This window comes from Cellulosimicrobium marinum, assembly GCF_020551945.1.
Classification (GTDB): domain Bacteria; phylum Actinomycetota; class Actinomycetes; order Actinomycetales; family Cellulomonadaceae; genus Cellulosimicrobium; species Cellulosimicrobium marinum.
In genome coordinates this window covers 696539-722508 of sequence record NZ_JAJBZH010000002.1, presented here as the reverse complement: position 1 = coordinate 722508, position 25970 = coordinate 696539, and the positions used below count along the sequence as shown (strand labels likewise).

The 25970-nt window shown below is 75.8% G+C and carries 19 protein-coding genes; 12 read left to right on the top strand and 7 right to left on the bottom strand.

All coding sequences use genetic code 11. The features are described from left to right. Positions 1-67 precede the first annotated feature (67 nt). The gene (locus LGQ04_RS07160; RefSeq protein WP_229242984.1) at positions 68-1732 is read left to right on the top strand and encodes an aminotransferase-like domain-containing protein; all 1665 of its coding nucleotides are present in this window, start codon (positions 68-70) and stop codon (positions 1730-1732) included. On the opposite strand, the gene LGQ04_RS07155 is transcribed toward LGQ04_RS07160, so the two are convergent. The 3 genes from LGQ04_RS07155 to LGQ04_RS07145 all read right to left on the bottom strand — a co-directional run bounded on the left by LGQ04_RS07155 (position 1729) and on the right by LGQ04_RS07145 (position 6317). Next, on the bottom strand, positions 1729-2094 hold the full coding sequence (locus tag LGQ04_RS07155; RefSeq protein ID WP_229242983.1) for a DUF4288 domain-containing protein: 366 nt from the start codon (positions 2092-2094) through the stop codon (positions 1729-1731). The genes LGQ04_RS07160 and LGQ04_RS07155 overlap by 4 nt on opposite strands. Before the next feature lie 74 nt (positions 2095-2168). Further along, entirely contained in the window at positions 2169-5261 is a 3093-nt protein-coding gene (locus LGQ04_RS07150) for an FAD-binding and (Fe-S)-binding domain-containing protein (RefSeq protein ID WP_229242982.1), read from the bottom strand. A gap of 45 nt (positions 5262-5306) precedes the next feature. Further along, a complete protein-coding gene (locus tag LGQ04_RS07145; RefSeq protein WP_229242981.1) occupies positions 5307-6317 on the bottom strand; it encodes a helix-turn-helix transcriptional regulator in 1011 nt (336 codons plus the stop codon). Between the two features lie 120 nt (positions 6318-6437). Between LGQ04_RS07145 and LGQ04_RS07140 the strand changes: the two genes are divergently transcribed. Next, positions 6438-6833 carry a RidA family protein gene (locus LGQ04_RS07140; protein ID WP_229242980.1) on the top strand — a complete coding sequence of 132 codons (396 nt, stop codon included), beginning with the start codon at positions 6438-6440 and terminating at the stop codon, positions 6831-6833. A gap of 44 nt (positions 6834-6877) precedes the next feature. On the opposite strand, the gene LGQ04_RS07135 is transcribed toward LGQ04_RS07140, so the two are convergent. After that, the gene (locus LGQ04_RS07135; RefSeq protein ID WP_229242979.1) at positions 6878-9004 is read right to left on the bottom strand and encodes a YhgE/Pip domain-containing protein; all 2127 of its coding nucleotides are present in this window, start codon (positions 9002-9004) and stop codon (positions 6878-6880) included. After that, on the bottom strand, positions 9001-9693 hold the full coding sequence (locus LGQ04_RS07130) for a P-loop NTPase family protein (protein ID WP_229242978.1): 693 nt from the start codon (positions 9691-9693) through the stop codon (positions 9001-9003). The genes LGQ04_RS07135 and LGQ04_RS07130 overlap by 4 nt, the downstream gene beginning before the upstream one ends. Before the next feature lie 102 nt (positions 9694-9795). Here LGQ04_RS07130 and LGQ04_RS07125 point away from each other — a divergent pair, with 102 nt between their 5' ends. Together LGQ04_RS07125 and LGQ04_RS07120 are read left to right on the top strand one after the other, a co-directional pair. After that, positions 9796-10464, top strand: coding sequence for a TetR/AcrR family transcriptional regulator (locus LGQ04_RS07125; RefSeq protein WP_229242977.1), 669 nt, complete (start codon positions 9796-9798; stop codon positions 10462-10464). Between the two features lie 76 nt (positions 10465-10540). Continuing rightward, positions 10541-11584, top strand: a complete 1044-nt coding sequence (locus tag LGQ04_RS07120) for an NAD-dependent epimerase/dehydratase family protein (RefSeq protein ID WP_229242976.1) — start codon at positions 10541-10543, stop codon at positions 11582-11584. Positions 11585-11738: 154 nt separating this feature from the next. Here LGQ04_RS07120 and LGQ04_RS07115 read toward each other — a convergent pair whose 3' ends face one another. Continuing rightward, complete coding sequence (locus tag LGQ04_RS07115) at positions 11739-12182, bottom strand: OsmC family peroxiredoxin (protein WP_229242975.1); 444 nt, start codon at positions 12180-12182, stop codon at positions 11739-11741. Positions 12183-12352: 170 nt separating this feature from the next. Between LGQ04_RS07115 and pnuC the strand changes: the two genes are divergently transcribed. The 7 genes from pnuC to LGQ04_RS07080 all read left to right on the top strand — a co-directional run bounded on the left by pnuC (position 12353) and on the right by LGQ04_RS07080 (position 21034). Continuing rightward, complete coding sequence (gene pnuC / locus LGQ04_RS07110; protein WP_229242974.1) at positions 12353-12952, top strand: nicotinamide riboside transporter PnuC; 600 nt, start codon at positions 12353-12355, stop codon at positions 12950-12952. Continuing rightward, complete coding sequence (locus tag LGQ04_RS07105; RefSeq protein ID WP_229242973.1) at positions 12949-14076, top strand: AAA family ATPase; 1128 nt, start codon at positions 12949-12951, stop codon at positions 14074-14076. The genes pnuC and LGQ04_RS07105 overlap by 4 nt, the downstream gene beginning before the upstream one ends. Before the next feature lie 240 nt (positions 14077-14316). Next, positions 14317-15921, top strand: a complete 1605-nt coding sequence (locus LGQ04_RS07100) for a MoxR family ATPase (RefSeq protein WP_229242972.1) — start codon at positions 14317-14319, stop codon at positions 15919-15921. Further along, positions 15918-17030 (top strand): hypothetical protein, encoded by a 1113-nt coding sequence (locus tag LGQ04_RS07095; protein WP_229242971.1) that lies wholly within the window; start codon positions 15918-15920, stop codon positions 17028-17030. Before LGQ04_RS07100 ends, LGQ04_RS07095 begins: the two co-directional genes overlap by 4 nt. Beyond that, a complete protein-coding gene (locus LGQ04_RS07090) occupies positions 17027-18940 on the top strand; it encodes a hypothetical protein (protein ID WP_229242970.1) in 1914 nt (637 codons plus the stop codon). The genes LGQ04_RS07095 and LGQ04_RS07090 overlap by 4 nt, the downstream gene beginning before the upstream one ends. Beyond that, positions 18930-19523: a hypothetical protein gene (locus tag LGQ04_RS07085; RefSeq protein WP_229242969.1), complete on the top strand. Its 594-nt coding sequence runs from the start codon at positions 18930-18932 to the stop codon at positions 19521-19523. The genes LGQ04_RS07090 and LGQ04_RS07085 overlap by 11 nt, the downstream gene beginning before the upstream one ends. Before the next feature lie 26 nt (positions 19524-19549). Then, complete coding sequence (locus tag LGQ04_RS07080; RefSeq protein WP_229242968.1) at positions 19550-21034, top strand: phenylacetate--CoA ligase family protein; 1485 nt, start codon at positions 19550-19552, stop codon at positions 21032-21034. Positions 21035-21044: 10 nt separating this feature from the next. On the opposite strand, the gene LGQ04_RS07075 is transcribed toward LGQ04_RS07080, so the two are convergent. Continuing rightward, positions 21045-21740, bottom strand: a complete 696-nt coding sequence (locus tag LGQ04_RS07075) for a hypothetical protein (protein ID WP_229242967.1) — start codon at positions 21738-21740, stop codon at positions 21045-21047. A 335-nt stretch (positions 21741-22075) separates the two neighbouring features. On the opposite strand from LGQ04_RS07075, the gene LGQ04_RS07070 reads away from it, so the two are divergent. Next, positions 22076-25699, top strand: coding sequence for a S8 family peptidase (locus LGQ04_RS07070; RefSeq protein WP_229242966.1), 3624 nt, complete (start codon positions 22076-22078; stop codon positions 25697-25699). The last annotated feature ends 271 nt before the right edge of the window (positions 25700-25970 follow it).

Here is a 25970-nt window from a genome sequence, read left to right as displayed (position 1 = left end):
CTGGATCGCGCTCTGATGACGTGCTCCACGCTAGGAGCCGATCGGCCCGGGTGTACGGTCCGATTCCATGAGCATCGACCAGACCACTTCGCCGGGTCGCGCGTCCGGCCCGACGGCGGCCCTCGCCTGGGAGGCGCTCCTCGACCTGGGTGCGGGGCCGGGGACCCGCGTCGAGCGGCTGGAGCGCGCCCTGCGCGACGCCGTCCGGTCCGGCCGCGTCGGCGCCGGCGCGGCCCTCCCCCCGAGCCGCCACCTCGCCCAGACGCTCGGCGTCTCCCGGTGGGTCGTCACCGAGGCCTACGGCCAGCTCGTCGCCGAAGGCTTCCTCGACGCCCGCACCGGCTCCGCCACCCGCGTCTCCGCGTCCGCCGCCACCCTCCCTCCCGGGACAGGCATCCCGACGACCGGGCCGACGAACCCGGCGGGCACGACGACCGGAGCGACGAACCCGGCGGGCACGGTGCCCGGGAGGACGAGCCCGGCGGGTACGACGGCGCGCGCGGGTCGTGGCGGGTCTGGCGGGAGCCGCGAGGGACGAGCGGCGGAGGGAAGACCCGCGCGCGCCGTCGTTCCCGTCGGGCGGCCACACACCGCCGCAACCCGGGCCACCCGCGCCCGCTTCGACCTCGCGCCGGGCGTCCCCGACCTGCGGCACGTGCCGCGTGACGCGTGGCTGCGCGCGGCGCGCGACGTGCTCGGCGGCGCGACCGGTACCGCGTCGAACGACGACCTCGGCGCACCGGTGCCGGGTGGTCATCCCTCGGCGCGGGCCGTCGTCGCGGACCATCTGCGCCGGGCGCGGGTCGTCGCGGCGCCGGACGACGCGGTCGTGCTCACGCACGGCGCGACGGACGGGATGGCGCGTGCCGCGGCGGCGCTGGTGGAGGCGGGGCACACGCACGTGCTGGTGGAGGATCCGAGCTGGGCGGTGCTGCGCGACGTCGCGGCGCGGGCCGGGCTGACACCGGTCCCCGTGCCGGTGGACGCGGACGGTGTCGTCGTCGACGCGCTGGTGGCGGCGTCGCGGCGCACGGGTGCGCGGGCGGCTCTGCTGACGCCGGCGCACCAGTTCCCGACGGGCACGGCGTTGTCGGCGGAGCGTCGGGAGCGTGTGGTCGCGTGGGCGCGAGAGGTGGACGGGCTGGTCGTGGAGGACGACTACGACGCCGAGTTCCGGTACGACCGTCGTCCGGTCGCGGCTCTCCAGGGGCTGGCGCCGGACCGGGTGCTGCTGCTGGGGTCGATCAGCAAGACGGTGTCGCCGGCGCTCGGTGTCGGCTGGATGGTGGTGCCGCCGCGGTGGCGGGAGGTGGTGGCGCGGGCGGCGTGGCCGGGGACGGGGCCGTCGACGCTCGACCAGCTGACGTTCGCACGGTTCGTCACGGCAGGGTCGTACGACCGGCACCTGCGTGCGGCGCGGCGTCGGTACCGTGCGCGCCGGGACGCGGTGCTCGCGGCGCTCGGTCGGGAGCTGCCGGGTGCGGAGGTCAGCGGCATCGCGGCCGGGATGCACGTCCTGCTCGACCTCGGCGCCGGTGCACCGGACGCGGCGCTCGTCGTGCGGGAGGCGGCGGCGCGCGACGTCGCGGTGACGGACCTGCGGCGCTACCAGGTGGCGGCGCCCGCCCGGTCGGCGACGCTCGTCCTCGGGTACGGGAACCTGGCGGACGCCCGGGTGGACGAGGCGGTCGCCCGGCTCGCGGCGGCCGTGCGGCGCGCGGGGGTTGTCTAGCGTGCCCCTTCGGCGAACCCCTCGTGGGCGCGCAGCGACCCTTGGCGCTCGGCGCCGGTGTCGAAGAACGTGTCGAGGTACCGCCCGGACTTGAGTCGGCTGGTCCGCATGAGGGAGAAGACCTCGGCGCCGTCACCGGGGACGTCGTCGGACTGGTAGGCCTGGGCGAGCCCGAGGTACTTGGCGCCGACGTCGGCGGCGTACTCGCGCGCTTCTGTCTCGGCGCGCGCGATGGCGTCGTCGAAGCGTTCCGCGGTCCAGACGGTGACGCGCTCCTCGTACACACGGTCGGTGCCGTCCTCGAGTCCGCGGTGGCGGAAGACGCACCGCACGCCGTACCAGCGCTCGGGGCGGGTGCTCACGCGCACACCGTAGCCGTGGCGGGCGAACCGGAGGTGTCGTCGAGGTGAGCAGCCGTCGACGGGCGGCGCGCGGGTCAGAGCCGTTCGGCGAGGAGCTCGGCGAGGGCCTTGCCCTGGACGCCGGCGAGGTCGTCGGCCTGGGTGCGGCAGGAGAAGCCGTCGGCGAGGTAGACCGACCCGTCCGGGGCGTCGCGCAGCGCGGGCAGCAGGGCGTTCTCGGCGACCGCTACCGACGTCTCGTAGTGGCCCTTCTGCATGCCGAAGTTCCCGGCGAGGCCGCAGCAGCCTGCGAGGACCTGGATCGTCGCGCCCGCGGAGCGCAGGAGGCGCTCGTCGGCGGCGAACCCCATCACGGAGTGCTGGTGGCAGTGGGGCTGCACGACGGCGGTCACGTCGGAGAGGTCTGGCATGCGCCACCCGGAGTCCTTGCCGGGCGCGGTGTCGACGGACGTGAGCAGCTCGGCGAGGGTGCGCGTCGCCCGGGAGACGGCGACCGCACGCGGGTCGTCGGGGAAGAGGTCGACGAGGTCGGAGCGCAGCACGGCGGTGCACGACGGTTCGAGGCCCATGATCGGGATGCCGTTGACGGCGTACGGGCCGAGGACGGACAGCAGGTTCTCGAGGCGCTTGCGCGCGCCGTCGAGCTGGCCGGTGCTGATCCACGTGAGGCCGCAGCACGCCTCCTGGTCGGGGACGACGACGTCGTACCCGGCGGCCGTGAGCACCTTCACCGCCGCCTGGGGCACGCTCGGCGACATGTTGTCGCTGAACGAGTCCGTCCACAGGACGACCTTGGGTCGCTCGTCGCGCACCGGGTGGCCGGGGCGCGCGCCGATCGCGAGCCCGGGGACGCCCTGCGTGGCGCCGCCGCGCTTCCACCAGGTGCGGAACGGGACCTCGGCGAACGTCGTCATGGACCGGCGCGTGTCCATGCCGCCCGCCCACAGGACGGTCTTGGCGATCGGGCGGACGCCGAGGAGCTTGTTGACGAGCCGCGGCATGCCCGTGGCGAGGCGCGCCCACACCGGCAGCCACCCGAGCGCGTAGTGGTCGACCGGCCGGATCTTCCCGCGGTACGTCCGGTAGAGCACCTCGGACTTGTACTGCGCCATGTCGACGCCGGCCGGGCAGTCCGAGGAGCACGCCTTGCAGGACAGGCACAGGTCGAGCGACTCGCGCACCTCCGGCGCGGCCAGCCCGCCCACGAGCGTGCCGTTGACCGCCTCCTGGAGGACGCGCGCACGACCGCGCGTGACGTCCTTCTCGTCCTTCGTCGCCTGGTACGACGGGCACATGAAACCGCCCGCGGCGCTGGTGTCGGCGCGGCACTTGCCGACACCGACGCAGCGGTGCACGGCCTGCGTCATGTCGCCGTGGTCGTGCATGAACGAGAAGCCCTGGTACCCGGCGCGGCGCGAGATCTTCGTGACCTTCGCGGGCGCCGTCGTGCCCGGACCGCCTGCGGCACCCAGGGCGGACAGCACGGGGTGGGCGTGGGGGCGGCGCAGGTCGTCGTCGATGGCGCGCGGGCGCACGACGACGCCCGGGTTCATGACGTCCGCGGGGTCGAACAGGGCCTTGAACTGCTCCAGCAGCGCGATCGCCTCGGGGCTGTACATCACCGGCAGGAGCTCGGAGCGCGCGCGGCCGTCGCCGTGCTCGCCGGAGAGCGACCCGCCGTGCTTCGCGACGAGGTCGGCCGCCTCGAGCATGAACGTGCGCAGCACCGAGCCCGACGCCTCCAGCGGGATGTCGATGCGCAGGTGCACGCACCCGTCGCCGAAGTGCCCGTACGGCAGGCCGTCGACGCCGTAGCGCGCCATGAGCGCGTCGAGGTCGCGCAGGTAGTCGCCCAGCCTCTCCGGCGGGACCGCGGAGTCCTCCCAGCCCGGCCACGCCTGCTCGCCCGACGGCGTCCGCCCGGCCAGGCCCGCGCCGTCGGCCCGGATCTGCCACATCTTCGTGGCCTCGGGCCCGGCGGGCAGGATCATCGTCGCCTCGCTGCCCGACGCCGCGACGATCGCCTCCGCGTTCGCCCTCGCCTCCTCGGGGGTCGCGCCACCGACCTCGACCATGAGCCACCCGGCGCCCGGCGGCAGCGGCGGGACCGACGCGTCGCCCTTGGCGCGGCGCACGACGTCGACGAGGCGCGCGTCCAGGCCCTCGACCGCGAGAGGGCTGAGGTTCAGGAAGGTCGGGACGTCGTCGGCCGCCGACGGCATGTCCGGGTAGCCCAGCACGACGAGCGTCGGCTTGGACGGGACCGGCACGAGCCGGACCGTCGCGCCGAGGACGGTCACGAGCGTGCCCTCGGTGCCCACGAGCGCCTTCGCGAGGTCCGAGCCGTTCTCCGGCAGCAGGTGCTCGAGCGAGTACCCCGAGACCTGACGCCCGAACCGGCCGAACTCCGTGCGGATGAGCGCGAGGTTGTCCCGGACCAGGTCGGCCAGCCCGGGGACCGCGGCGAACGTCGGGTCGCCCTTCCCCGCGGTGAAGCGCCGGCCGCTGCCGTCGACCACGTCGAGCTCGATCACGTTGTCGGCCGTGCGCCCGTACGCCACGGCGTGCGGGCCGCACGCGTTGTTGCCGATCATCCCGCCGAGCGTCGCGCGGTTCTGCGTCGACGGGTCGGGGCCGAACCGCAGCCCGTGCGGCGCCGCAGCCTGCTGGAGCGACGACATGACCACACCCGGCTCGATGCGCGCCGTGCGGGCCTCGGGGTCCACGTCCAGGACCCGGTGCAGGTGCTGCGAGAAGTCGAGGACGACGCCCGGCCCCACCGAGTTCCCCGCGACCGACGTCCCCGCGCCGCGCGCCGTGATCGGGACCTCCAGCTCGCGCGCGACGTCGAGCGCCGCGACCGCGTCGTCGACGTCCTTCGGGAACACGACGACCTCGGGGACCACCCGGTAGTTCGACGCGTCCGTGGAGTACTCCGCGCGGCGCCGCGTCGAGGCGTCGACCCGGCCCCGCGTCACCGTCCGCAGCGCGTCCGCGAGCGCCGACCGCGCGGCGTCGGCCGCCCGCTCCGCCTCCCGCAGCGCCGCCGCGTGCCCGGCGTCCGCCGGGGTGGTGGCGCCGGAGGCGGACCGCCGCGCACCGTTCGGGTCGTGCTGCGCGGCGGGGGCCGTGGTGGCGTCGATCTCGGCGGACATCTCAGCGGACACGTCGCGATTCTCGCACTGCCGGGCACGCGCCGTCGGCCCGGTCCGTCAGGTGTCGGACTCGCGCGCGGCGTTCCCGCGCGCCCCGGCGGGCGGGGGCCGGTAGCGGTCGGCGAGCGCGGTGGCGCGCGCGAGCAGTCCCGCGCGCAGGCCCTCGGGGGAGATCGCCTCGGCCGCGGTCCCCGCCTGCCACACCGCCCAGACGGCGTGCCGGAGGTCCTGGAAGACCAGCTCGAGCCGGAGACGACCCCCGGGCTGTGGCGTCTCCTCGCGGACGGCGCGTGCCGTCCGCACCAGGTCCTCGCGCACCGAGGGGTCGACGTCCACGACGACGGTCACGTGACCGTCCGCGAGGAAGCGCGCGGCGCGGCGGGCCCAGGTCTCGTCGAGGTCGACGTCGGCGGGCCGGTCCGCGGGCTCGGGAAGCATCTCGGCGTCGAGCATCCGCGACACCCGATACGTGCGGTCCTCGCCCGCCTTGGTCGCCAGGAGGTAGGTCCGGTCGCGGACGGTGACGAGACCGACGGGATCCACCTCGTGCAGGCGCGGCTCCTGGTCGGGAGCGGCGTAGCGGAAGCGGAACTTGCGGCCGGCGAGCACGGCCTCGCGGACCTCGCCCATCACCGCGGACGGGGGGCTCTCGACGGCGGCCCTGCGCGAGAGCAGGTCCGTCTCGGGCTCGACGAGAAACCTGCGGGACGCGTCGTCCAGGCGGGCGCGGTGCCCGTCGGGGAGGGCGTCGACCACCTTGCGCATCGCGGAGGCGAGGGCCGGTCCGAGCCCGAAGACACGCCCGCCGTGCCGAGACGTCGCCGTGAGCAGGGCGAGGGCCTCGTCGTGGTGCAGGTCGCCGAGCTCGGCGCGGAAGCCGGGAAGGAGGGCGAATCCCCCGTGGCGGCCACGCTCCGCGTAGACGGGGACGCCCGCACCGGAGAGCGCCTCGACGTCCCGCAGGACGGTGCGGGTGGACACCTCGAGCTCGTCGGCGAGCTGCCGCGCGGTCAGACGGCCGTGCCGACGCAGCAGCAGCACGATCGACACCAAGCGGTCCGCACGCACGAGCACATCGTCACAGAAAACGTGACAGGAGGTGTCGTGATGAGCGTCCAGGCTGGTCGCGAGGGGTCAGGACGGTGGCGCCAGGCCGCCGGGCCCTTCGGACGTCGGACAGGAGTGTCGATGGAACGCACAGCAGTCAACCCGGTGAGCTGGTCGCTGGACCTGGGCTTCAACCAGGGGGAGGTCGTGTCGGGGGAGCACCGGACGCTCTACGTCTCGGGCCAGACGGCGACGGGTCCGGACGGCCGTCCGCAGCACGAGGGGGACGTCGCCGCACAGCTCACGCTCGCGCTGGACAACCTCGAGGGCGTGCTCGCCGAGGCCGGGATGTCCCTCTCCCACATCGTCCGCCTCACCGTCTTCACCACGGACGTCGACGCTCTCCTGCCCCACTACGGGGTCCTGGCCGGTCGCCTGGGAGCGGCCGGGGTCGCACCGGCGACGACGATGCTCGGCGTGGTCCGGCTCGCGATCCCGGGGCAGGTCGTCGAGCTCGAGGCGACCGCGGTCGCATGACGTCCGCGTGCTGCTCACGCGCCCGCGTGAGCAGCACGCGAGCGTCACAGGACGAGCTCGGGCTGGAGGGTGGTGAGGGTCCACACCCGCCGGCGGCGGGCCGCGACGGCGGTGAGCGCGAGGGCACCGGCGAGGACGACGGCGAGGACGACGGCGTCGCGCGCCACCGTGGCCAGGTTCCCTCCGTACAGGAGCTGGCGCAGGCCCTCGACGGCGTACGTCATGGGCAGGAACCGGTGCATGGCCTGGAGCGGCTGCGGGATCGTCTGCCAGGGGAACGTGCCGCCCGCGGTGACGAGCTGGACGAGCATGAGGACGAGCCCGAGGAACTGCCCGGCGGCGCCGAGCCACACGTTGAGCGCCTGGAGGATCGCGACGAACGTCGCCGAGACGAGCACGAGGAACAGCGCCGTGCCGACGCCGTGCGCGGGCTCGATGTCGAGCGCGACCTTCGTCACGGTGAACATCGCGGCCACCTGCACGACGCCGATCGCGGCCGGGGTGAGCCACCCGCCCAGGGCGGTGGCCAGGCCTGAGCGCCCGGCCGCGAGGGCGCGCGTCGAGAGGGGTCGGACGAGCAGGAACAGCACGTAGGCGCCGATCCACGTGGCGAGGGACAGGAAGAACGGGGCGAGCCCGCCGCCGTAGGTCCCGGCCGAGGCGAGGGCGTCGTTGCGCACCGAGACGGGGTCGCCGATCGTCTCGGCGGTGTCCTGGCGCGTCTGCTCGTCGAGGTCGGGCACCCGGCCGAGGCCGTCGGAGAGGCCGTCGCGCAGCTGCGTGACCCCGTCGACGAGATCGCCCGACCCGTCGCCCAGGTCGTCGAGGCCGTCCGCGAGCGAGCCCGCGCCGTCGGCCACCTGGGCGGTGCCGTCCGCGAGCCGGTCCGTCCCGTCGACGAGGGCCGGGGTCGCGGCCGCGAGCCGACCTGTCCCGTCCGCGAGCCGGTCCGCGCCGTCCGCCGCCGTGGCGATGCCGGCGGTGAGCTGCGGGGTCGCGGCGGCGAGCGCGCTCGCGCCGTCGGCGACCTGGCGAGACCCGTCGGCGAGCCGGTCGAGCTGCGCCGACGCGCCCTGCACGTCGTCGACCGCGCCCTGGACCCGGGACCGCTGCGCGTCGAGGACGGGGGCGACCTGCGCCTGCACGTCGGCACGGACGGCGTCGGCCTGGTCCTGCGTGAGCACGCCCTGGTCGACGAGGAGGCCGAGCCGGTCGTCGAGCGCCGTGCCGACGTCGTCGCGGACCGTGTCGAGCGCGGGGAGCACCTGCGCGGCGGCGTCCGCGGCCTGCTGCCCGTAGCCCGCGACCTGCGCGTTCCCGTCCGCGACGGAGGCGGCGCCGTCGGCGAGCTCCTGCGCCCGGTCGGGCAGCGCGTCGGCGCCGTCGCTCAGCGTGCCGAGCCCGTCCGCGAGGTCGTGCGCACCGGCGTCGAGCTGTCCCGCGGCGTCGGCGAGCGGGCCGACGCTCGCGTCGAGCGTCGCCGCCCCGTCTGCGGCCTGCCGGGCGCCGTCGGCGAGGGTGTGCGCGCCGTCGTCCGCGGTGACGACCCCGTCCCGCAGCCGCGTCGACCCGTCGAGGAGCCGGTCCGCGCCCTCCACCGCGTCGGCGAGGTTCGTGTGGATCGACGCGAAGCCGCGCAGGAACGTGTCGGCCGCCTCGGTCCCCACCTGCCGGGCGATCGAGTCGCGCACCTGGCCGACGACCTGGTCCGCGATGGTCCGGGCGAGGTAGTTGTTCGCGTCGTTGGTGACGAGCGTGAGGCTCGCCTGCCGCGGGGCGAGCTCGCTCGCGGAGGCCAGGTCCGCGGAGAACGTGGGGCCGATGACGAGGGCCGCGTCGTAGCGCCCCGACCGGACGCCGTACTCGGCGTCGGCCTGCGACGTCTCGACCCAGCCGAACCCGCCGTCGTCGAGCAGCTCGTCGGCGACGTCGCGGCCCAGGTCGCGGTGCGCGGTCTCGCCGGTCGTGGCGTCGGTGGTGGTCGTTCCCTCGTCGAGGACGACGAGCGCGGCGGGCACCTGGTCGAGCCGCCCGTAGGGGTCGTGGTTCGCGAAGAGGTAGAGCCCCGCGTAGAGCGTGGGGATCAGCGCCATCGCGAGGATCGCGAGGCGCGGCATGGTCCCGGCCACGAGGCGGCGCAGCTCGGACAGGCCGAGGCGGACGGCGGTCACCGGGTCTCCTCCTCGCCGGGGGTGCGGGGCGCCGTCGGCCGCGAGCGCAGCGCGACGACGGGCGGGGCGGCGTAGGCGCCGTGCGCGGGCGGCAGCGCGGCGCCGAGGTCGCGCGCGGACGAGCGCGCGCTCTGCACGAGCACGCCCAGGCCCGACGACGCGAGCGTGCGCGCGACCTCCCACCAGCCGGACGGCTCGCCGCCGTGCCGGTCGGGCAGGGCGAGCACGAGGAACCGCACGCCGTCGCGCTCGGCGGCGAGCGCCGCGAGCAGCGCGGTCCGGACCACGCCCGGCACCTGGTCGAGGCGGCGCGCACGGTCGGCGAGCAGCGAGTGGTCCCCGAGCCAGCGCGTGACGTCGCCCGGGAGCGAGCGCCGGCCGGCGAGGGCCAGGCCCTCGGCCACGACGGCGGCGACGGTGAGCGCGTCGTCGGGCTCGCTGACGCCCGGGACGTCCACGACGGCGGTGACGGCGCGCAGCTCGGCGGCCCGGGCGGGGACGCCGTCGAGGCGCACGGTCCCGGCGCTCGGGACGTACCGGCCCGTGGCGACGAGCGCGAGCGCGGTGTGGCCGTGGCCGGGCTCGGCGGCGACGAGGACGCACTCCCCGGTCGACCAGGTGAGGTCGACGGGGTCGAGCATCGGCCCGTGCCGGCCGTCCACGCGGACGTCGTTCAGCGTGATCTGCACGCTCGCCCCTCCCCGGCCACGCGGCGGCCGCTTGTTGACTACTGGTCAACAGTTCTACGCCTCTTGTTGACTCGCGGTCAACACGGGCGGTAGAACGGTGGCGTGACCACGCCCGCCCGCACCCCGCCGCCCCCGCACCCCCGGGCCCGCCGCGAACCCGCGGACCGCCGCGCCGAGCTCCTCGACGCCGCCGCGCGCGAGGCCGACGAGCACGGCCTCGACGCGCTCGTGCCCGCCACCGTCGCCGCACGCGCCGGCGCGTCCAAGGCGCTCGTGTTCCACTACTTCGGCTCCACCGCCGGGCTGCGCCGCGCCGTCGCGGCGGTCGCGATCGCCGAGCTCGAGCGCGCCACCGTCACCCCCGACGGCCTCCCCCTCGCCCAGCGCCCCGCCCTCGCCGTCACCGCGTTCCTCGACGCCGTCGAGGCGCGCCGCCGCGTCTGGCAGGACCTGTGGCGCGGCACCCTCGCCGACGACACCGACACCCAGGAAGCGCTCGCCGCCGTCCGGGCAGGGCTCGTCCTGCGCATGACGTCGACCGCCGCCACCGTCGGGCCGCCGCCCACGCCGCGCTGGCACCTCCTCGCGGGCGGCTGGGTCGCCCTCGTCGAGAACGTCACCGCCGCCTGGCTCGGCGGCGGCGACCTCACCCGCACCGAGATCGAACGGCTCGTGCTCGCGAGCGCCGTCGTGCTCGTGCCCGAGCTCACCGAGCCCGCACGCAGCGCCGTCCTCGCCATCGCCCGCGCGAACACCGACGCCGCGGGCTAGCGTCGGGACAGGACCGGCGCGCCGTCCGGGACGTCCCCGGGCGCACGGCGCGTCGGCACGAGAGCGGAGGCAGCACATGCGCGTGGTGGTCGTCGGGGCGAGCGGGAACGTCGGGACCGCGGTGCTGCGCCGCCTCGCGACGGAACCCGTCGTGACCTCCGTCGTCGGCGTCGCCCGGCGCGTACCCCGCGCCGACGGGTCCAGCACCGTGCGCTTCCCCCACGACGTCGCGACATGGCGCTACGCCGACGTCGCCGCCCCCGACGCCGACGCGAGGCTCGACGCCGCGCTCGCCGGTGCGGACGTCGTCGTGCACCTCGCGTGGGCCATCCAGCCCAGCCACGACCGGGGGTACCTGCGTCGCGTCAACGTCGAGGGCACGCGGCGCGTGGTCGAGGCCGCGCAGCGCGCCGGCGCCCGGCACCTCGTCGTCGCGTCGTCCGTCGGCGCCTACTCGCCCGCCCCCTACGCCGGGGAGGCCCGAGACGCCCCCGTCTCCGAGGGGTACCCCGTCGACGGCGTGCCCGGGTCGTCGTACTCCGAGGACAAGGCCGCGGTCGAGGCGATGCTCGACGACGTCGACCGCAAGTCGGGGCTCGTCGTGTCGCGCGTGCGGTCCGCGCTCGTGTTCCAGCGCGACGCCGCGTCCGAGATCACCCGCTACTTCCTCGGCCCGCTCGGGACCCGGGTCATGCGTCGCACGCCGCTGCCCACCGTCCCGCTGCCGTCCGGCCTGCGCCTGCAGGCCGTGCACGCGGACGACCTCGCCGACGCGTACGCGCGCATCGTCGTGGGCCGCCACCCCGGGCCGTTCAACGTGGCGCACCCGAGCGTGCTCACCGCGCAGGACGTCGCCGACGTCGTCGCGGACGGCTCCTGGCGGGAGGTGCCGTTCGGCACGGCACGCACCGCCGTGGCCGCGGGATGGCGCGCCCGGCTCGTGCCGGTCGGCGAAGGCTGGCTCGACATGGCGATGCGCGCGCCCGTCCTCGACACGACGTTCGCGACCGAGCTGCTGCGCTGGTCGCCGCAGCACGACGCGAAGGACACGCTCGCCGAGCTCGTCGAGGGCATCCGCGACGGCGCGGGGACGTCGTCCCCGCCGCTCGTCCCCCGCTGAGCCCGCCCGCCGCACACCGAGCCGCCCCCAGCACCCGCGGTCGCGCCGCGCGCCCCGTCCCCCGACGCGCCGAACCCCGGGGCGTTCGGCACGTCCGACCGGACGTGCCGCGCAACCCGGGGTTCGGCGGTGCTGCTGAGCCGCGCGGAGGAGGTCAGCCCTCGAGCGTCGCGTCCAGCGTGACGCTCTCGACGCCCGCGAGCGCCTTCGACACCGGGCACGTGGCCTTCGCGGTCTCCGCGGCCTGCTGGAACCCGGCGGCGTCGATCCCCTCGGCCTCGCCGCGCACGGTGATCGCGATCGACGGGATCTGGAAGCCGCCCGCCGGGTCCGGGCCGAGCGCGACCTCGACGGTCACCTCGAGCGCGACGGGCGTCGCACCCGCCTCGGCGAGCACCGCGGAGAGCTGCATCGCGAAGCACGACGAGTGCGCCGCCGCGATGAGCTCCTCGGGGCTCGTCACGCCGCCCGCGTCGTCGGCGGCACGGCGCGGGAACGACACGTCGTAGGTACCGACCTTCGAGCTCGACAGCTCGACCTGGCCCTGGCCGTCCTGCAGGCCGCCGTTCCAGGCGGTGCGTGCGATACGAGTGGGCATGCGAGATCTCCTTCGACGTCGGGTTCCCCGGCGGGTGGCGCCGGGGCTCGTCCCGACCGTAACCCGCCCGCGCCCCGCCCGCCCCGGACCGGGACGCACGTCACAGCGGCCGACGACGCGCGGCGGACCGCCCCGGGCGGCGCGCCGTCCGCCTCGTAGAGTGAGCGCCCGTGAGCGTCGAGGAGATCCTGGGGTTCGTCACGGGCGCGGCGTGCGTGTGGCTCGCGGTCCGGCAGAACGTGTGGACGTTCCCCGTCGGCCTCGCCAACAACGTCGTGTTCCTCGTCCTGTTCACCGGGACCGGGCTGTACGCGAACGCGGGCCTGCAGGTCGTGTACCTCGTGCTCGGGGCGCTCGGTTGGTACTGGTGGCTGCGCGGCGGCCCGGACCACGGCCGGCTCGTCGTGCACGCCACGCCCCGCGCGGCGTGGCTCGTCGGGGGGATCGCCGCCGCCGCGTGCACCGCCCTGCTCGTCGCCGTCCTCACCACGTGGACGGACTCGACGGTCCCGTTCTGGGACGCCCTCACGACCTCGTCGAGCCTGCTCGCGCAGACCATGCTCGGACGCAAGTGGATCGGCAGCTGGTGGGTGTGGATCGCGACCGACGTCGTGCTCGTCGGCCTCTACGCGAGCCAGGGCCTGTGGCTCACCGCCGCGCTCTACGCCGGCTTCGTCGCGCTGTGCGTGCAGGGCCTGCGCGAGTGGTCCGCCGCGCGAGCCGCGTCCGGACCGGCGCCCGTGCCCGACGACGCGGTGCCGACCCGGTGACGGGCTTCGCCCACGGGCTCGTCATCGGCAAGTTCTACCCCCCGCACGCCGGGCACGTGCACCTCGTGCGCACCGCGCTCTCCCGCTGCGAGCGCGTCACCGTCCAGGTGCTCGCGTCGTCGCGCGAGTCGATCCCCGCCGCGACGCGCGCCGCCTGGCTGCGCGCCGAGACGCCGGGCGCGCACGTCGTGCACGGGCTCGACGACGCGCCCGTCAACTACGCCGACCCGCACGCGTGGGACGCGCACGTGACGGTCATGCGCGCCCTGCTCGACCCCGCGCACCCTCCCGTCGACGCCGTCCTCACCTCCGACCGGTACGGCGCCGAGCTCGCGCGCCGCTTCGACGCGACCTGGGTCCAGGTCGACCCCGACCGCCGCCACCTGCCCGTCTCCGGCACCGCCGTCCGCGCCGACCCGGCCGGCCACTGGTGGGCCCTGCCCGCCCCCGTCCGGTCCTGGTACGGGCGCCGCGTCGTCGTGCTCGGTGCCGAGTCCACCGGCACGACGACGCTCGCGACCGACCTCGCCGCACGCCTCGGCCTCGACGCGGTACCCGAGTTCGGGCGCGAGTGGTCGCGGGACCGGCCCGGCGGCCTGGCCGCGCCGTGGCACACCGCCGAGTTCGACCTCGTCGCGCGCGAGCAGGCCCGGCGCGAGGACCACGCCGCCACCACCTCCCCCGTCCCGCTCCTCGTGAGCGACACCGACGTGCTCGCGACCACCCTCTGGCACGAGCGGTACGTCGGGCGCCGCTCCCCGAGCGTCGAGGCGCTCGCCGCCGCCCGGCGCCCCGACCTGTACGTCCTCACCGGGGACGAGATCCCGTTCGTCCAGGACGGGCTGCGCGACGGCGAGCACGTGCGCCACGCCATGCAGGACCGCTTCCGCGTGGTCCTCGCCGCGACCGGCCCGCACCTGGACGACCCCGCCGACGTCGTGCACCACCTCGGTGCCGCCGAGCTCCCCGGCCCCGACGGCACCCTCCCGGGCGTCCCGTGGTTCGAGGTGCGCGGCGACCGGGCGACCCGGGTCGCGCAGGCGATGGCCGCCGTCGGCCCGCTGCTCGCGACCCCCCGCCACGTCGCCGACCCGCTCCCCCAGGCGGGCACGGACGCCTGGTGAGGACCGGCGTCGAACCCCGGCTTGTGCGGCATCTCCACGCCACACTGCGACCAACCCGGGGTTCGGCGCGGCGAGACGACGCCGAGCGGGGTGGACGGGTGGCGGCGGCGGGTCGTGGTGGGTCTGGCGGGAGGACCCGAGGAACGAGGGTCCGGATGGTAGACCCGCCGCCGCAACCCGGGAACTCCGCCGAACGGACCCCGGACCCGGACCCCGACCGAGCAGTGGCAGGATCGGCACGTGACGGATCTCGAGCACGTGTCCTCGGCGCCGACGCGCCCGACGCCCGCGGCGGCGGCGACGCACGACCCGTTCGACCTGGACGTCGCGGACCTGTTCCGCACGCCCGTCGCCGGGGCCGGGGAGGGCGAGCCGGACGCGGGGCGCGGGCTGCCGCTCGACGAGAAGCTGCGGCAGGCGTACTTCTGGGTGGTCAACCACGCGATCATCAGCCCGCACTATGACGTGGAGTTCTCCGCTCCGGGCGCGGCGGAGACGAGCTTCCGGCTGGGTGACTCGAAGGCGCTGCTGACCCTGCCGAGCGACCAGTCGTACTCGAGCTTCGTGCTGCTGCCGCTGCTGTCGTTCGCGGTGCGGGGGCGGTGCCTGATGATCGGCGGGCCGGGCCGGGGGAAGACGGCGAGCGCCGTGCTCATGGGGGTGCTGGCGGGCTACCCGGTGCGCGACGTCCGGCGGGCGATGCAGCACGGGCACCCGCAGCTCACGGTGTCGGACCTGTTCGGGACGCCGCTGCCGAAGGACCTCGTGCAGGCGGACAGCCTCGCGGACGTGGACGTGGCGTGGCGGTCGTGGCTGGGCATGCGCGTGAAGATCGTCGACGAGTACAACCGCATCCCCACGCGCACCCAGTCGGCGCTGCTCACGGTGCTCGCGGACGGGTACGTCGAGGTGTACGACCAGGTGTACGAGACGGGCGACGCGGCCTGGTACCTCACGGCGAACGACGACGCGGGCGGCGGCACGTACCAGGTCGTCGACGCGCTGCGGGACCGGATCGACGTCGTCGTGCACGCGATGCCGTTCAACAACCGCTTCCTGGGCGACCTGGTCGCACGGGCGGAGCGGCGGGTGCGGCCGGAGGAGAACGTGCCGCCGGAGATCGTGTTCGACGCGGCGGAGCACGACGCGTTGCACGCCGCGATCCTCGCGGTCCCGTTCCCGGAGCCGGTGCGGCGGCGGCTGGAGTTCTTCGCGAGCCAGTTCGAGGTGCTGGAGCGCGCGGGCTGGCAGTTCGAGTACCGGACGAAGGACACGGCGCGGGTCGCGGGCGTGGACCCGCACCTCGTCGCGACGGCGGACACGGGCCGCGACCGTCTCGGGGACGTCGGCGCGCAGACGCTCAACGGCCTGTCGGTGCGTGCGCTGCAGTCGCTCGTCGCGTACGCGAAGGCGATGGCGTTCTTCCGCGGGAACGCGGAGGTGGACCTGGCGGACCTGCGCGCGGTCCTGCCGTTCGTCCTGCACGACAAGCTGGTGCCGGACCTGCGCTCGGCGCCGTTCGACGACCGTGAGCGGGAGCCGCTGCGCGCGGACCGGGTGTCGTGGATCCGCGACCTGTTCGACACGGCGTGCCGCCAGTTCGACGCGACGGGGCTGGACGACCGGGACGACGTCGGCGCGATCCTCACGGAGGTGGCGGCCGGGTTGGAGGGGCTGCCGGAGGCGGACGTGCTGCGCCGTCTCGCGCGCATCGAGCAGGTGCTCGCGTCGTGGCAGCAGCACGCGAAGCTCCACGGGCACGTGTACGAGGACGCGCTCGCGCTGAAGTACGCGCACCAGCGGTACACGAACTACCTCACGTGGCTGCGCTGGAGCGGCGCGTGAGCGTGCCCGACGTCGCCCGGTCGCCCGCGGTCTTGGCGGGTCCGTTCGCGCGTCGTGCCGTCGCGCGGCGCGACCGGTACAACGCGGTGCTCGCGCGCGCCGTCGCGCACGGCGCGGAACGGGACGTGGTCGCGGACGCGGTGCGTGACGTCGCGCGCGCCGTCGACCCGCTCGCGGACCGGCTGGACGGCCCCGCGTTCGCGGCGACGTGCGACGCGGTGCTCGACGCCGTGGCACGGCTCGCGGCGACCCGGCGGTGGCGGCAGGAGCGTGCGCGGTCGACGCCCGAGCAGCACGTCCTGGTCGACGTCGTGCCGTCGCTCGTCCCGTGGCTCGTCGTGGCGCCCGGGGTGACGGTCGCGGCCGCGGTCGACGCCGCACGCGCTCTCGACGGGGGCGCCGGGTCGCGCGGCGACCTGGCGGGGTGGTCGGCCCGGGTCGTCGCCGCGGCACACGCGGGCACCGCCGTGACCGCGGAGACGGTGCGCGGGGCGGTGCTCGTCGCGGCGTGGCGCAGCGGCCTCGTGCGGTACCGGCGCGCGGCGCTGGACGCCGCGCGCTCGCTCCCGGAGACGGTCGCCCGTGCGGCGCTGTCGCTCGGCCCGGGCACGGCGCCCGACGTCGCGGGGGTCCTCGACCGGCACGCGACGGACCCGTGGTGGTGGCCCGGCGAGGAGTCGCGGGCCCGCACGGCCGTCACGCTGCCGGGCGTCCACGGCGCGGCGCGCGTCCTGGGACGGTTCGGCGGGTTCCGCGGCTTCGGCGGTCCGTGGCTCTCCCCCGCGGTCGTCGTCGGGACCGACGCGCGGCACCCGGGGCTGCGGTGGCACCTGCTCGCCGACGACGCGGGCACGACGACCGGGTGGACGCTCGTCGCCGACGTGCACGGCTCGCTCGTCGCCCGCACCGCCGGGGGCGTCGAGCCGGGGGTCGCGCACCGCGACGACGCGCAGCTCCTCGGGCCGGGTGCCGGGGTGCCCGCCCCACGACGCGAGACCGACCTCGCCGACGTCACCGGGACCGCGTCGCTCGACACCCCGTCCGGCCGGCTGCTGCTGCTCAGCCGCTCCGGCTCCTACGACGTCGTGCTCGTCCGGTGGGACCGGTGAGCGCCGCACCGAGCACCGTGCCCGGGCCGTACGCGGCGGTCCGCGAACGGTGGCACGCGGCGTGGCCCGACGCGCTCGCCGCGTGGGGGCGCTTCACCCGGCTGGGAGCGCCGACGCTGCACGGCCCGGGGACGGCACCACGCGACGTCGGCTCGTTCGCCTGGTTCTCGACGACGCGCGTGAGCGTCCACGTGGACCTCGCGGAGGTCGTGGACCTCGGGATCGAGGACCACGCGGTCGCCGTCCTCGCGCACGAGGTGGGGCACCACGTGCTCTCCCCGGGCGACCTCACGACGAGCGCGCTCCTCGTCGCGCGCGCACGCGCCGGGCTCGTGGACCAGGACCACATCGCGCCGCTCACCGCGAACCTGTGGAGCGACCTGCTCATCAACGACCGGCTCCAGCGCCGCGCCGGGATCGACATGGCGGGGCTGTGGCGGGCGCTCGGGCCGGGCACGAGCGTCGTCATGCAGACCGTGCTGCGCGCCGACGAGATCCTGTGGGGACTGCCGCGGGGCGATCTCACCTCGGGCGACATCGCCGTCGCGGAGCGCGAGGCGACGCTCGTCGCGCGTCTCGTGCGCGCCTACGCGGACGACCCGGTCGGCGGCGCGGCCGGGTTCGCCGCGCTCCTGCGCACGCTCCTCGCGTCGGACGTCGGGGCCGACGCGACGTCGGCGGACGCGCGGCGCCGTGCCCGACCGGCCCGTGGGGATCGCGGGGCACGTCGGCGGCACCTGCAGCGGCGACGCTCCTCGCTGCCCCAGGTCGTGTGCGGCCAGGACGAGCTCCCGGGCTCCGTCCCGGGCGGCCTCGCGACGGACCCGCGCGCCGTCGAGCCCGTGCGCCACCCGGCGCTCGACCCCCGCGTCGTCGGGGACCTCGGCGCCGACGGGACCGACGACGCGGACGTCCGGACCGTCGACGCGGCGGCCACCGGCGCGGGGGCGAGCGACGCGACCGGTCAGACGCTCGCCCCGGCCGACTACGACGCCACCCTGCGCCTCCTCGGGCTCACGTCCGACGCCGCGGCGTCGGCCCGCCGCTGGTACCGCGAGCACGCCGCCCCCCTGCTCGTGCCGTTCCCCGTGCGCACCGAGCGGCGCGCCGTCGAGCCGCTGCTCGGCGCCCACGAACCGTGGGACGTCGGCGACGACCTCGGCGACGTCGACTGGACGGGCACGCTCCTGCGCTCGCCCGTCGTGGTCCCCGGCCACACGACCGTGCGGCGGTCCGTCGAGGACGACACGGGCGACGAGCCCGACGAGATCCCCGTCGACCTCGACCTGTACCTCGACTCGTCCGGGTCGATGCCCGACCCGACGCGGCGCGTCGCGCCCGTCGCGCTCGCCGGGGCCGTGCTCGCGCTCTCGGCGCTGCGCGCGGGCGCGCGCGTCCAGGCCACGACCTGGAGCGGGCCGGACCAGATCGCGGGCACCGACGGGTTCACGCGCGACGAGGACGCGGTGCTCGACGCCGTCGTCGCGCACTTCGGGGGGTCGACGTCGTTCCCGCTCCCGCTGCTCGAGCGCACGCACCTCGGCGACCCGCGCACCGGGGCCGGGCCGACGCGCACCCGGGCGTGCCACGTCGCGGTCGTCTCCGACGACGGGGTCGAGACGATGTTCGACGACGCCGTGCGCCTGCGCTGGGGGCGGCGCACCGACGCCGAGCCCGTGCCGCTGCACGAGAGCGTCGCCGCGCGCGCCGTCGTCGCGGCGGGCGGGGGCGGGACGCTCGTGCTCGACGCCACCGACGCGCACGCCGAGCGCGTGCGCGGGTTCGCGCTCGGCTACCGCGTGCACGCCGTGCGCACCCAGGACGACCTCGTGGCCTTCGCCCGCGCGTTCGCGCGCGAGCTCTGGGGCGCCGAGCCGTCCGGACCGGAAGGAGCCCGTCATGGCCGTTGACACCACCGTGCCCGGACCCGTGCTCGCCGACGTCCTGCGGCGCCTCGCGGACACCCCGCCCGACGTCCTCGACCCCGCGGTGTCCGCCGCGGCGCTCGTCGCCGACACCGCCGACCTGCTCGACGGCCGCGGGGCCGTCGGCGTGCTGGGACGCGTCGCGCGCGACGAGGTGGAGCAGGTGTGCGCGCTCGCCCCGCACGCCGCCCTCGCGGGGACGGTCTGCTGGGTGCTGCGCGACGGAGCGCTGTTCGCCGCGCACCGCGAGACCGCGACGCCCGCCGCCCTCGTGCGCCTCGTGACGCACCTGGTGCCCGAGCTCGCGACGCTGCGCACCGCGTCGGCGTGGGTGCACGACCCGGCCGGTCGTGAGGAGCTCGCGCGCGCCGCCCTGCGCGCGCTCGGGCTGCGGCCCGGCGACGAGAGCCCCGAGGTCGCGCAGGACCGCTGGACGGCCGTGAGCACGGCCGAGCAGCGGCGCATCGCCCAGGAGATGGCGCACGAGGCGCGCCGCGCCGAGCAGCTCGCCCGCGAGCTCGCCGAGAAGCGCGCGAAGGAAGCCGCCGCGCAGTACGCGAACTACTGACCCGCCACCGCGCGAGAGGAGGACACATGGCCACCACACCCCGGGACGACCCGGCGGACACCACCACTCCGCCACCGTCGACCCTTGCGCTCGACGAGTACGCCCCCGGCGGGGCCGTGGTCCTCACCGACGCCGAGCGCTGGCCGACGCTCGACGCCGCGGGCCTCGCCGCCCTCGACGCCGTGCGCGAGCACCCCGCCGCACCCGCGTGGGTCCACGTCACCGGCGACCGGCTGCGCGCCGACGACCTCCCCGCGCTCGACGCCGTCGCGGCACGTCTCGGTGACGCCCCCGCCCCGGACGACCCGCCGACGTGGGTGCGCGACCTCGTGGCGCGGGCGCACGCCGTCGTGCCGCGGTACCGACGCGCCCGGGACCGCGGCGAGAGCCACGCGGGGTCGTCGCTCACGGACGTCCGGCCCGTGACGCGCGACGACCTGCGGCGCGACGTCGCGTCGTTCGTCCCCGTCGACGTGCCCCTGGGCCGGGTCCTGGAGGGCACGAGCTCGGGCAGCACCGGCGCGGCCGTGCGGGTGCCCCTGCACCCGGTCGCGGTCGCGGCCGACCTCGTCCTGCTGCAGCACCTCGTCGCGGCGGCAGGCGCGACGTGGGAGCCCGACCCCGACCGGCTCGGGCTCGTCAACCTCGTGGACCAGCGGCAGGCGTTCACGTACGCGTCCGCCATGACCGGGTTCCGCCGCGCGCCCGGCGTCGCACCGCCCGGCATGGCCCGCGTCAACCTCGACGCCGGTGCGTGGCGCCGCCCCGGCGACCGCGAGGCGTTCCTCGCGGCCCAGGACCCGCAGGTCGTCTCCAGCTCCCCGCTGCCCCTGCTCGCGCTCGCCCGGCTCGCGGACGCCGGCCTCGACCTGCACCCCGTCGCGGTGGTCAGCGGCGCCGCGCACCTGTCCGACGTCGCCCGGTCCCGGCTGCACGCCACGTGGGACGCGCCCGTCGTCGACCTCTACGGCCTGCGGGAGACGGGCGCCGTCGCCTCGCGCGCCGACGACGGCCCCTTCGTCGTCGTGGCGGGGCGCCGAGTATGGGTCGAGGTCCTCGCCGACGACGGCTCGGCCGTCCTCGACGGCGTGCGCGGCGAGGTCGTCGTCACCGTCGACGAGAACCCCTACCTCCCGCTGCTGCGCTACCGCACCGGCGACCACGCACGGCTCGTGCGCCACGGTAACCGGGTCGAGCTGCACGACCTGGAGGGCCGCTCCCCCGTGCGCTACCAGCGGCCCGACGGCGCGTGGGTCGGGTCGGTCGACGCCGCCCAGCACCTGCAGGCGCTCGGCATGGCCGCGTGGCAGCTCCACCAGCACGCCGACGGGACGCTCGCGCTCGACGTCGTCCCCGACCCCGCGGCCGGGGCGGGGGCGGCCCGGGAGGCGGGGGCCGTCGTCGGGCACCTCGTGGGCAGGCCCGTCACCGTGCGCGAGGTGACCCCCGACCGGCTCGGGGCCGGCCGGGCACGACGCTGGACGAGCGACCTGCCCGGTGGCGAGGCGTAGTCGTCGGTCGTCAGCCGAGCGTGCCCGCGGGGCGGTAGACGATCGACGACGCCCGGTCGTTCATCGAGCCCATCGTGGAGCAGTGCGGCGTGCAGTTCCGCCGGTCGCCCCAGTAGCCGTACTCGTTGTAGAACGTGCTCCAGCACCCCATGAAGCTCTCCGCCGAGCTGATGACGTTGTTCTGCACGAAGCTCGCGAGGTTCGGGAACCCGTAGGTGGACCCGTACCGGCAGCCGTTGGCGCCCTTGCCCCACAGGAGCGTCGTCGCGCCGGAGTACCCGGAGCCGCGGTACACGATCCCGACGATGCGGGAGTCGGACGACGCCGTGGCCGTGGCGACCGGTCCCGTCGTCGTCGCGTTCACCGAGGCGACGGCGTCGCGCAGGCCCGCGCGGTCCGTCGCGGCCAGGCCGGCCGTCCCGGGCACGGCCGTCCCGTGCACGTGCGCGAACGCCTCCGCGGCCGTCGCGAAGCACTCGACGGGCGCCGTCGAGCCACGGGCCGGACCGGCCGCGTCGAGGCGCTCGCCCTCCACGGCGCACACCGCCTCGTCGGCACCCGGCGCGACGGCGGGACGTTCCCGGTCCCACGAGACGACGGACAGGTCGGGCTCGGCGGCCGACACCGGGGCGCCGAGCGCGAGCGCGGCGACGGCGCCCACGAGGGACGCGAGCGCGACGGACAGGAGTCGGGACGGTCGCTGCATGGTTCTCCTTCTGCGTGGGCCACGCCCCCGGGTCCGCACCCCGTGGACCTGACGCGGGAAGGGGACTCCCACGGGACTGCCCCGTCCCGTGACCCCGCCGCGAGCCTAGCGGCGTGCCGAGGGCCGGGCACCGGGTCGGGCCGGGCCTGTGGACGACGCCGCGGAGCCCGCCCGAACGGGCAGCCGACCGCGCCGACCTCGTCCCCGCCCCTGGGCAGGGCGGCAGGTTGTTGGTTACGGTGCTGTGGAGGTCGGTGTCCTACGAGGTCATCGACCTCGGGTGGTACCCCTCAGACCCCCTTCACCCACCGGTCCAGCCGGGGAAATGAGTGTCGATGAAGCACCGTTCCTTGCCCGCGTCCCTGACGGCGGCCGCCGCCGGGCTCGCGGTCGTCGCCGCGGCAGCCGTCCCGGCCGTCGCAGCCCCCTCCCCCGACGAACCCGGCGGCCTCGCCGTGCAGAGCGGCGACCTCGCGCCGACCGACAAGGTCGCGCCGTCGCTCGCGTCCGCCGCCGGGACCGTCACCGCCTTCGTCCAGCTCGACGCGCCGTCGGCCGTCGACCTCGCCGCGCAGGGCGCGAGCCCGCGGCAGGTCGAGCAGAACGCCGACGAGGTCGCCACGCTCGCGGACGACGTCGTCCCGCAGCAGGCGACGGCGCGCAGCGCGGGCGCCCGCACCCCGCAGCAGGTGTCGGTGACGAGCACCCTCGTCGCCGGGGTCGTCGTCACCGGCGACGCGGCCCGTGTCCGCGACCTGGCACGCGACGACGCGGTCGTCCAGGTCTACCGGATCATCCCGAAGGAGCCCACCAACAAGGGCACCGACATCTTCACGCGCGCCGCCGAGACGTGGCAGAGCACGGGCCTCACCGGCGAGGGCGTGCGCATCGGCATCATCGACACCGGGATCGACTACACGCACGCCGCGTTCGGCGGACCCGGCACGCAGGAGGCGTTCGACGAGGCGTACGGCGAGCGCGGCGACGGCCCCGTCCCCGAGGGCACCTACGACGCGATGAAGTACCTCGGCGGCTACGACTTCGCGGGCTACGACTACGACGCGTCCGGCACCGTCGAGGGCACCACCCTCGTCCCGTCGCCCGACGAGAACCCCATCGACTCGCTCGACGCGATCGGGTCCGGCCACGGGTCGCACGTCGCCGGCACCGCGGCCGGCTACGGCGTCACCGCCGACGGCGAGACGTTCCGCGGCGACTACTCGACCCTCACCGACATCTCCGACTGGAAGGTCGGGCCCGGCTCGGCTCCCGAGGCCGGCGTCTACGCCCTCAAGGTGTTCGGCGACCAGGGCGGCTCCACCGGCGTCGTCGTCGACGCGCTCGAGTGGGCCGCCGACCCGGACGGCGACGGCGACCTGTCCGACCGCCTCGACGTCGTCAACCTGTCGCTCGGCTCCAGCGGCGCCCCCGCCGACGACCCGGAGAACATCTTCATCGACCAGCTCTCCCGCCTGGGCACGCTGTCGGTGAACTCCGCCGGCAACTCGGGCGACGTGACCGACGTCGGCGGCTCGCCCGGCAACTCGCGCACCGCGCTGACCGTCGCGAACTCCGTCGGCGACACGCAGACGTTCGACGCCGTCGAGGTCACCGAGCCCGCCGAGCTCGCCGGCACCTACGCCGCGCAGAACTCCGTGAACTACGCGGGCAGCGAGGACGTCACCGCCCCCGTCGCGTTCGTCGCCGACGACTTCGACGGCTGCCAGGCGTTCACGCCCGAGCAGGCCGCCGCGGTCGACGGCAAGATCGCGTACCTGTTCTGGGACGACGACGACGCGACCCGCGTCTGCGGCAGCGCCGCCCGGTTCAACAACGCCGAGGCCGCCGGCGCGGTCGGCGTGCTCCTGTCGTCCGAGCTGTCGTCGTTCGTCGCGGGCATCGCGGGCAACGCCGGCATCCCCGGCGCGCAGCTCACCGGCCCGAGCCACGACACCCTCTACCCGGCCATCGAGGCCGGCACCGTCACGATGTCGATCGGCCCGTCGTACGCGCTCAGCGAGTTCGTCTCCATCCCCGAGATCGGCGACACGCTCAACAGCGGCTCGTCGCGCGGCGTCCACGGCTCGCTCGGCATCGTCAAGCCCGACGTCGCGGCGCCCGGCACCGGCATCGCGTCCGCGGCCTCGGGTCGCCTCGACGGGGCGAGCATCAAGTCCGGCACCTCCATGTCCTCCCCGCACGTCGCCGGCATCGCCGCGCTCGTCAAGCAGGCCCAGCCCGGCTGGAGCCCGCAGGAGATCAAGGCGGCCATCATGAACACCGCCACGCACGACGTGTTCACCGGGACGTCGGGCAGCGGCACCGCCTACGGTCCGGAACGCGTCGGCTCGGGCCGTGTCGACGCGCTCGACGCGGTGAACAACACGACGCTCGCGTACGCCTCCCAGGACTCCGAGCTCGTGTCCGCGTCGTTCGGCGTCGTCGACGTCGGCGCGTCCGTCGTGACGAAGCGCCAGGCCGTCACCGTGCGCAACACCGGCGACGCACCGGTCACCTACGCGACCGGGTACACGTCGTCGAGCACCGCGGGCGGCGCGAGCGTCACCGTGACGCCCGCGACCGTCACCGTGCCCGCCGGGCAGCAGACCGTCGTCACCGTCACGCTCACCGCGGACCCCGCGACGCTCGCCAAGGAGCTCGACCCGACGTCGTCGCCCGACTCCGGCGTCGGCGTCCCGCGCGACTTCGTGTCGTCGGTCAGCGGGCGGGTCGTACTCACCCCGACGGACGGCGGCACCGAGCTGCGCGTGCCCGTGCAGGCCTCCCCGCGTCTCGTCAGCGACCTCACCGCCAAGCCGGTGACGTTCGGGGCGCAGGCCGACACCGCCGCGCTCGAGCTCGACGGCCGCGGCGTCGCCTCCGGCGGCTGGTTCTCGCTCGTCGCACCGTTCGAGCTCAAGGCCACGAGCCCGCGGCTCGAGGCGGACGCCACCGAGGGCACCTCGGCCACCGCGATCGCGTCGTCCGACGTGCGCGCGGTCGGCTTCGCCTCCACGGCGCCCCAGGTCGCCGCCGCGGGCGGTGACCCGGCCGACGGCGTCATCGGCATCGGCGTCGCCGTCGACGGGCCGTGGGCGAGCCTCGGTGCCGTCACGAGCCCGTCCGTGGAGGTCGACGTCGACTCCGACGGGTCGTCCGACTTCGAGGTCTCCGTGCTGAAGTACAACGGCGAGACGGACCTCACCCTCGCGGCCACCTTCACCCTGAAGGACTGGACCGCCCCGGACGGCACGGCGTACGAGGCCGGCGACAACATCGACCTCCAGGCCGTGAACACGCTGTGGGGCAACGTCGACACGTCGGTCTTCGACAACAACGTCGTCGTCATCCCGGTGGGCATCGGCTCCCTCGGCATCGAGGAGGGCGACGTCCCGACGTTCCAGGTGCGCACCTACTCGCCGTACTCGTCCTCCCCCGACCAGCTCGTCGACGCGACGGAGCCCTTCACGGGCGACCCGTACGACCCGGCGTACTGGTTCGAGGGCGGCGACCAGGTCCTCTACATCGGTGACGACGACACGTCGCTGCCGGTGCACCGGTCCGCCGCCGCCGCAGAGGCCGGGAGCGGGAAGCTGCTCGTGCTGCACCTGCACAACGCGACGCCGGGCAAGCGGTGGCAGACCGTGGACGTCACCACGTCCGACGCGGCCGTCGACGTCACCGTCACCGCCCAGGCCCGCTGCCTCGCGGGCAAGGCGTACGTCGCCGTCCGGGTGCTCAACGAGTCCGGCACGACCGCGGACATCACGGTGACGACACCGTTCGGCGCCAGGACGTTCGCCGACGTCGCGGACGGGAAGAACGCCTACCAGTCGTTCGCCACCCGCTCCACGACCGTCGAGGCCGGCGCCGCGACCGTCGAGGCCACGGCCGAGATCGACGGCGTCGAGGTCACGACGTCGTACGACGCCGACTACGAGGCAGCGACCTGCTCGTAGGGCTCGACCGCTCGCCACCGGCGACGCACAGCACGGCGAGGGCCGCCACCCACCGGGTGGCGGCCCTCGCCGCGTCCGGCGAGCCACGAGGTCAGGTCGCAGGCACGCCGACGGAGGACCGAGGTCACGCGAGGTAGAACCGCAGTCGCGCGAAGTAGTACCCCAGTCCCCCGAGGGAGTACCCCGGTCACGCGAGGGAGAACCGTGGTCTGCTGAACGAGAACCCGGTGGCACGCGTGCGACCACGGACCGACCGGCCGGAGGACAACCA

Bases quoted from the DNA above. Each gene is read 5' to 3' on its own strand.
- LGQ04_RS07075 (WP_229242967.1), bottom strand. From the start codon at position 21,740: ATGCAGCGACCGTCCCGACTCCTGTCCGTCGCGCTCGCGTCCCTCGTG.
- LGQ04_RS07080 (WP_229242968.1), top strand. From the start codon at position 19,550: ATGGCCACCACACCCCGGGACGACCCGGCGGACACCACCACTCCGCCA.
- LGQ04_RS07120 (WP_229242976.1), top strand. From the start codon at position 10,541: ATGCGCGTGGTGGTCGTCGGGGCGAGCGGGAACGTCGGGACCGCGGTG.
- LGQ04_RS07140 (WP_229242980.1), top strand. From the start codon at position 6,438: ATGGAACGCACAGCAGTCAACCCGGTGAGCTGGTCGCTGGACCTGGGC.
- LGQ04_RS07070 (WP_229242966.1), top strand. From the start codon at position 22,076: ATGAAGCACCGTTCCTTGCCCGCGTCCCTGACGGCGGCCGCCGCCGGG.
- LGQ04_RS07160 (WP_229242984.1), top strand. From the start codon at position 68: ATGAGCATCGACCAGACCACTTCGCCGGGTCGCGCGTCCGGCCCGACG.
- LGQ04_RS07085 (WP_229242969.1), top strand. From the start codon at position 18,930: ATGGCCGTTGACACCACCGTGCCCGGACCCGTGCTCGCCGACGTCCTG.
- LGQ04_RS07115 (WP_229242975.1), bottom strand. From the start codon at position 12,182: ATGCCCACTCGTATCGCACGCACCGCCTGGAACGGCGGCCTGCAGGAC.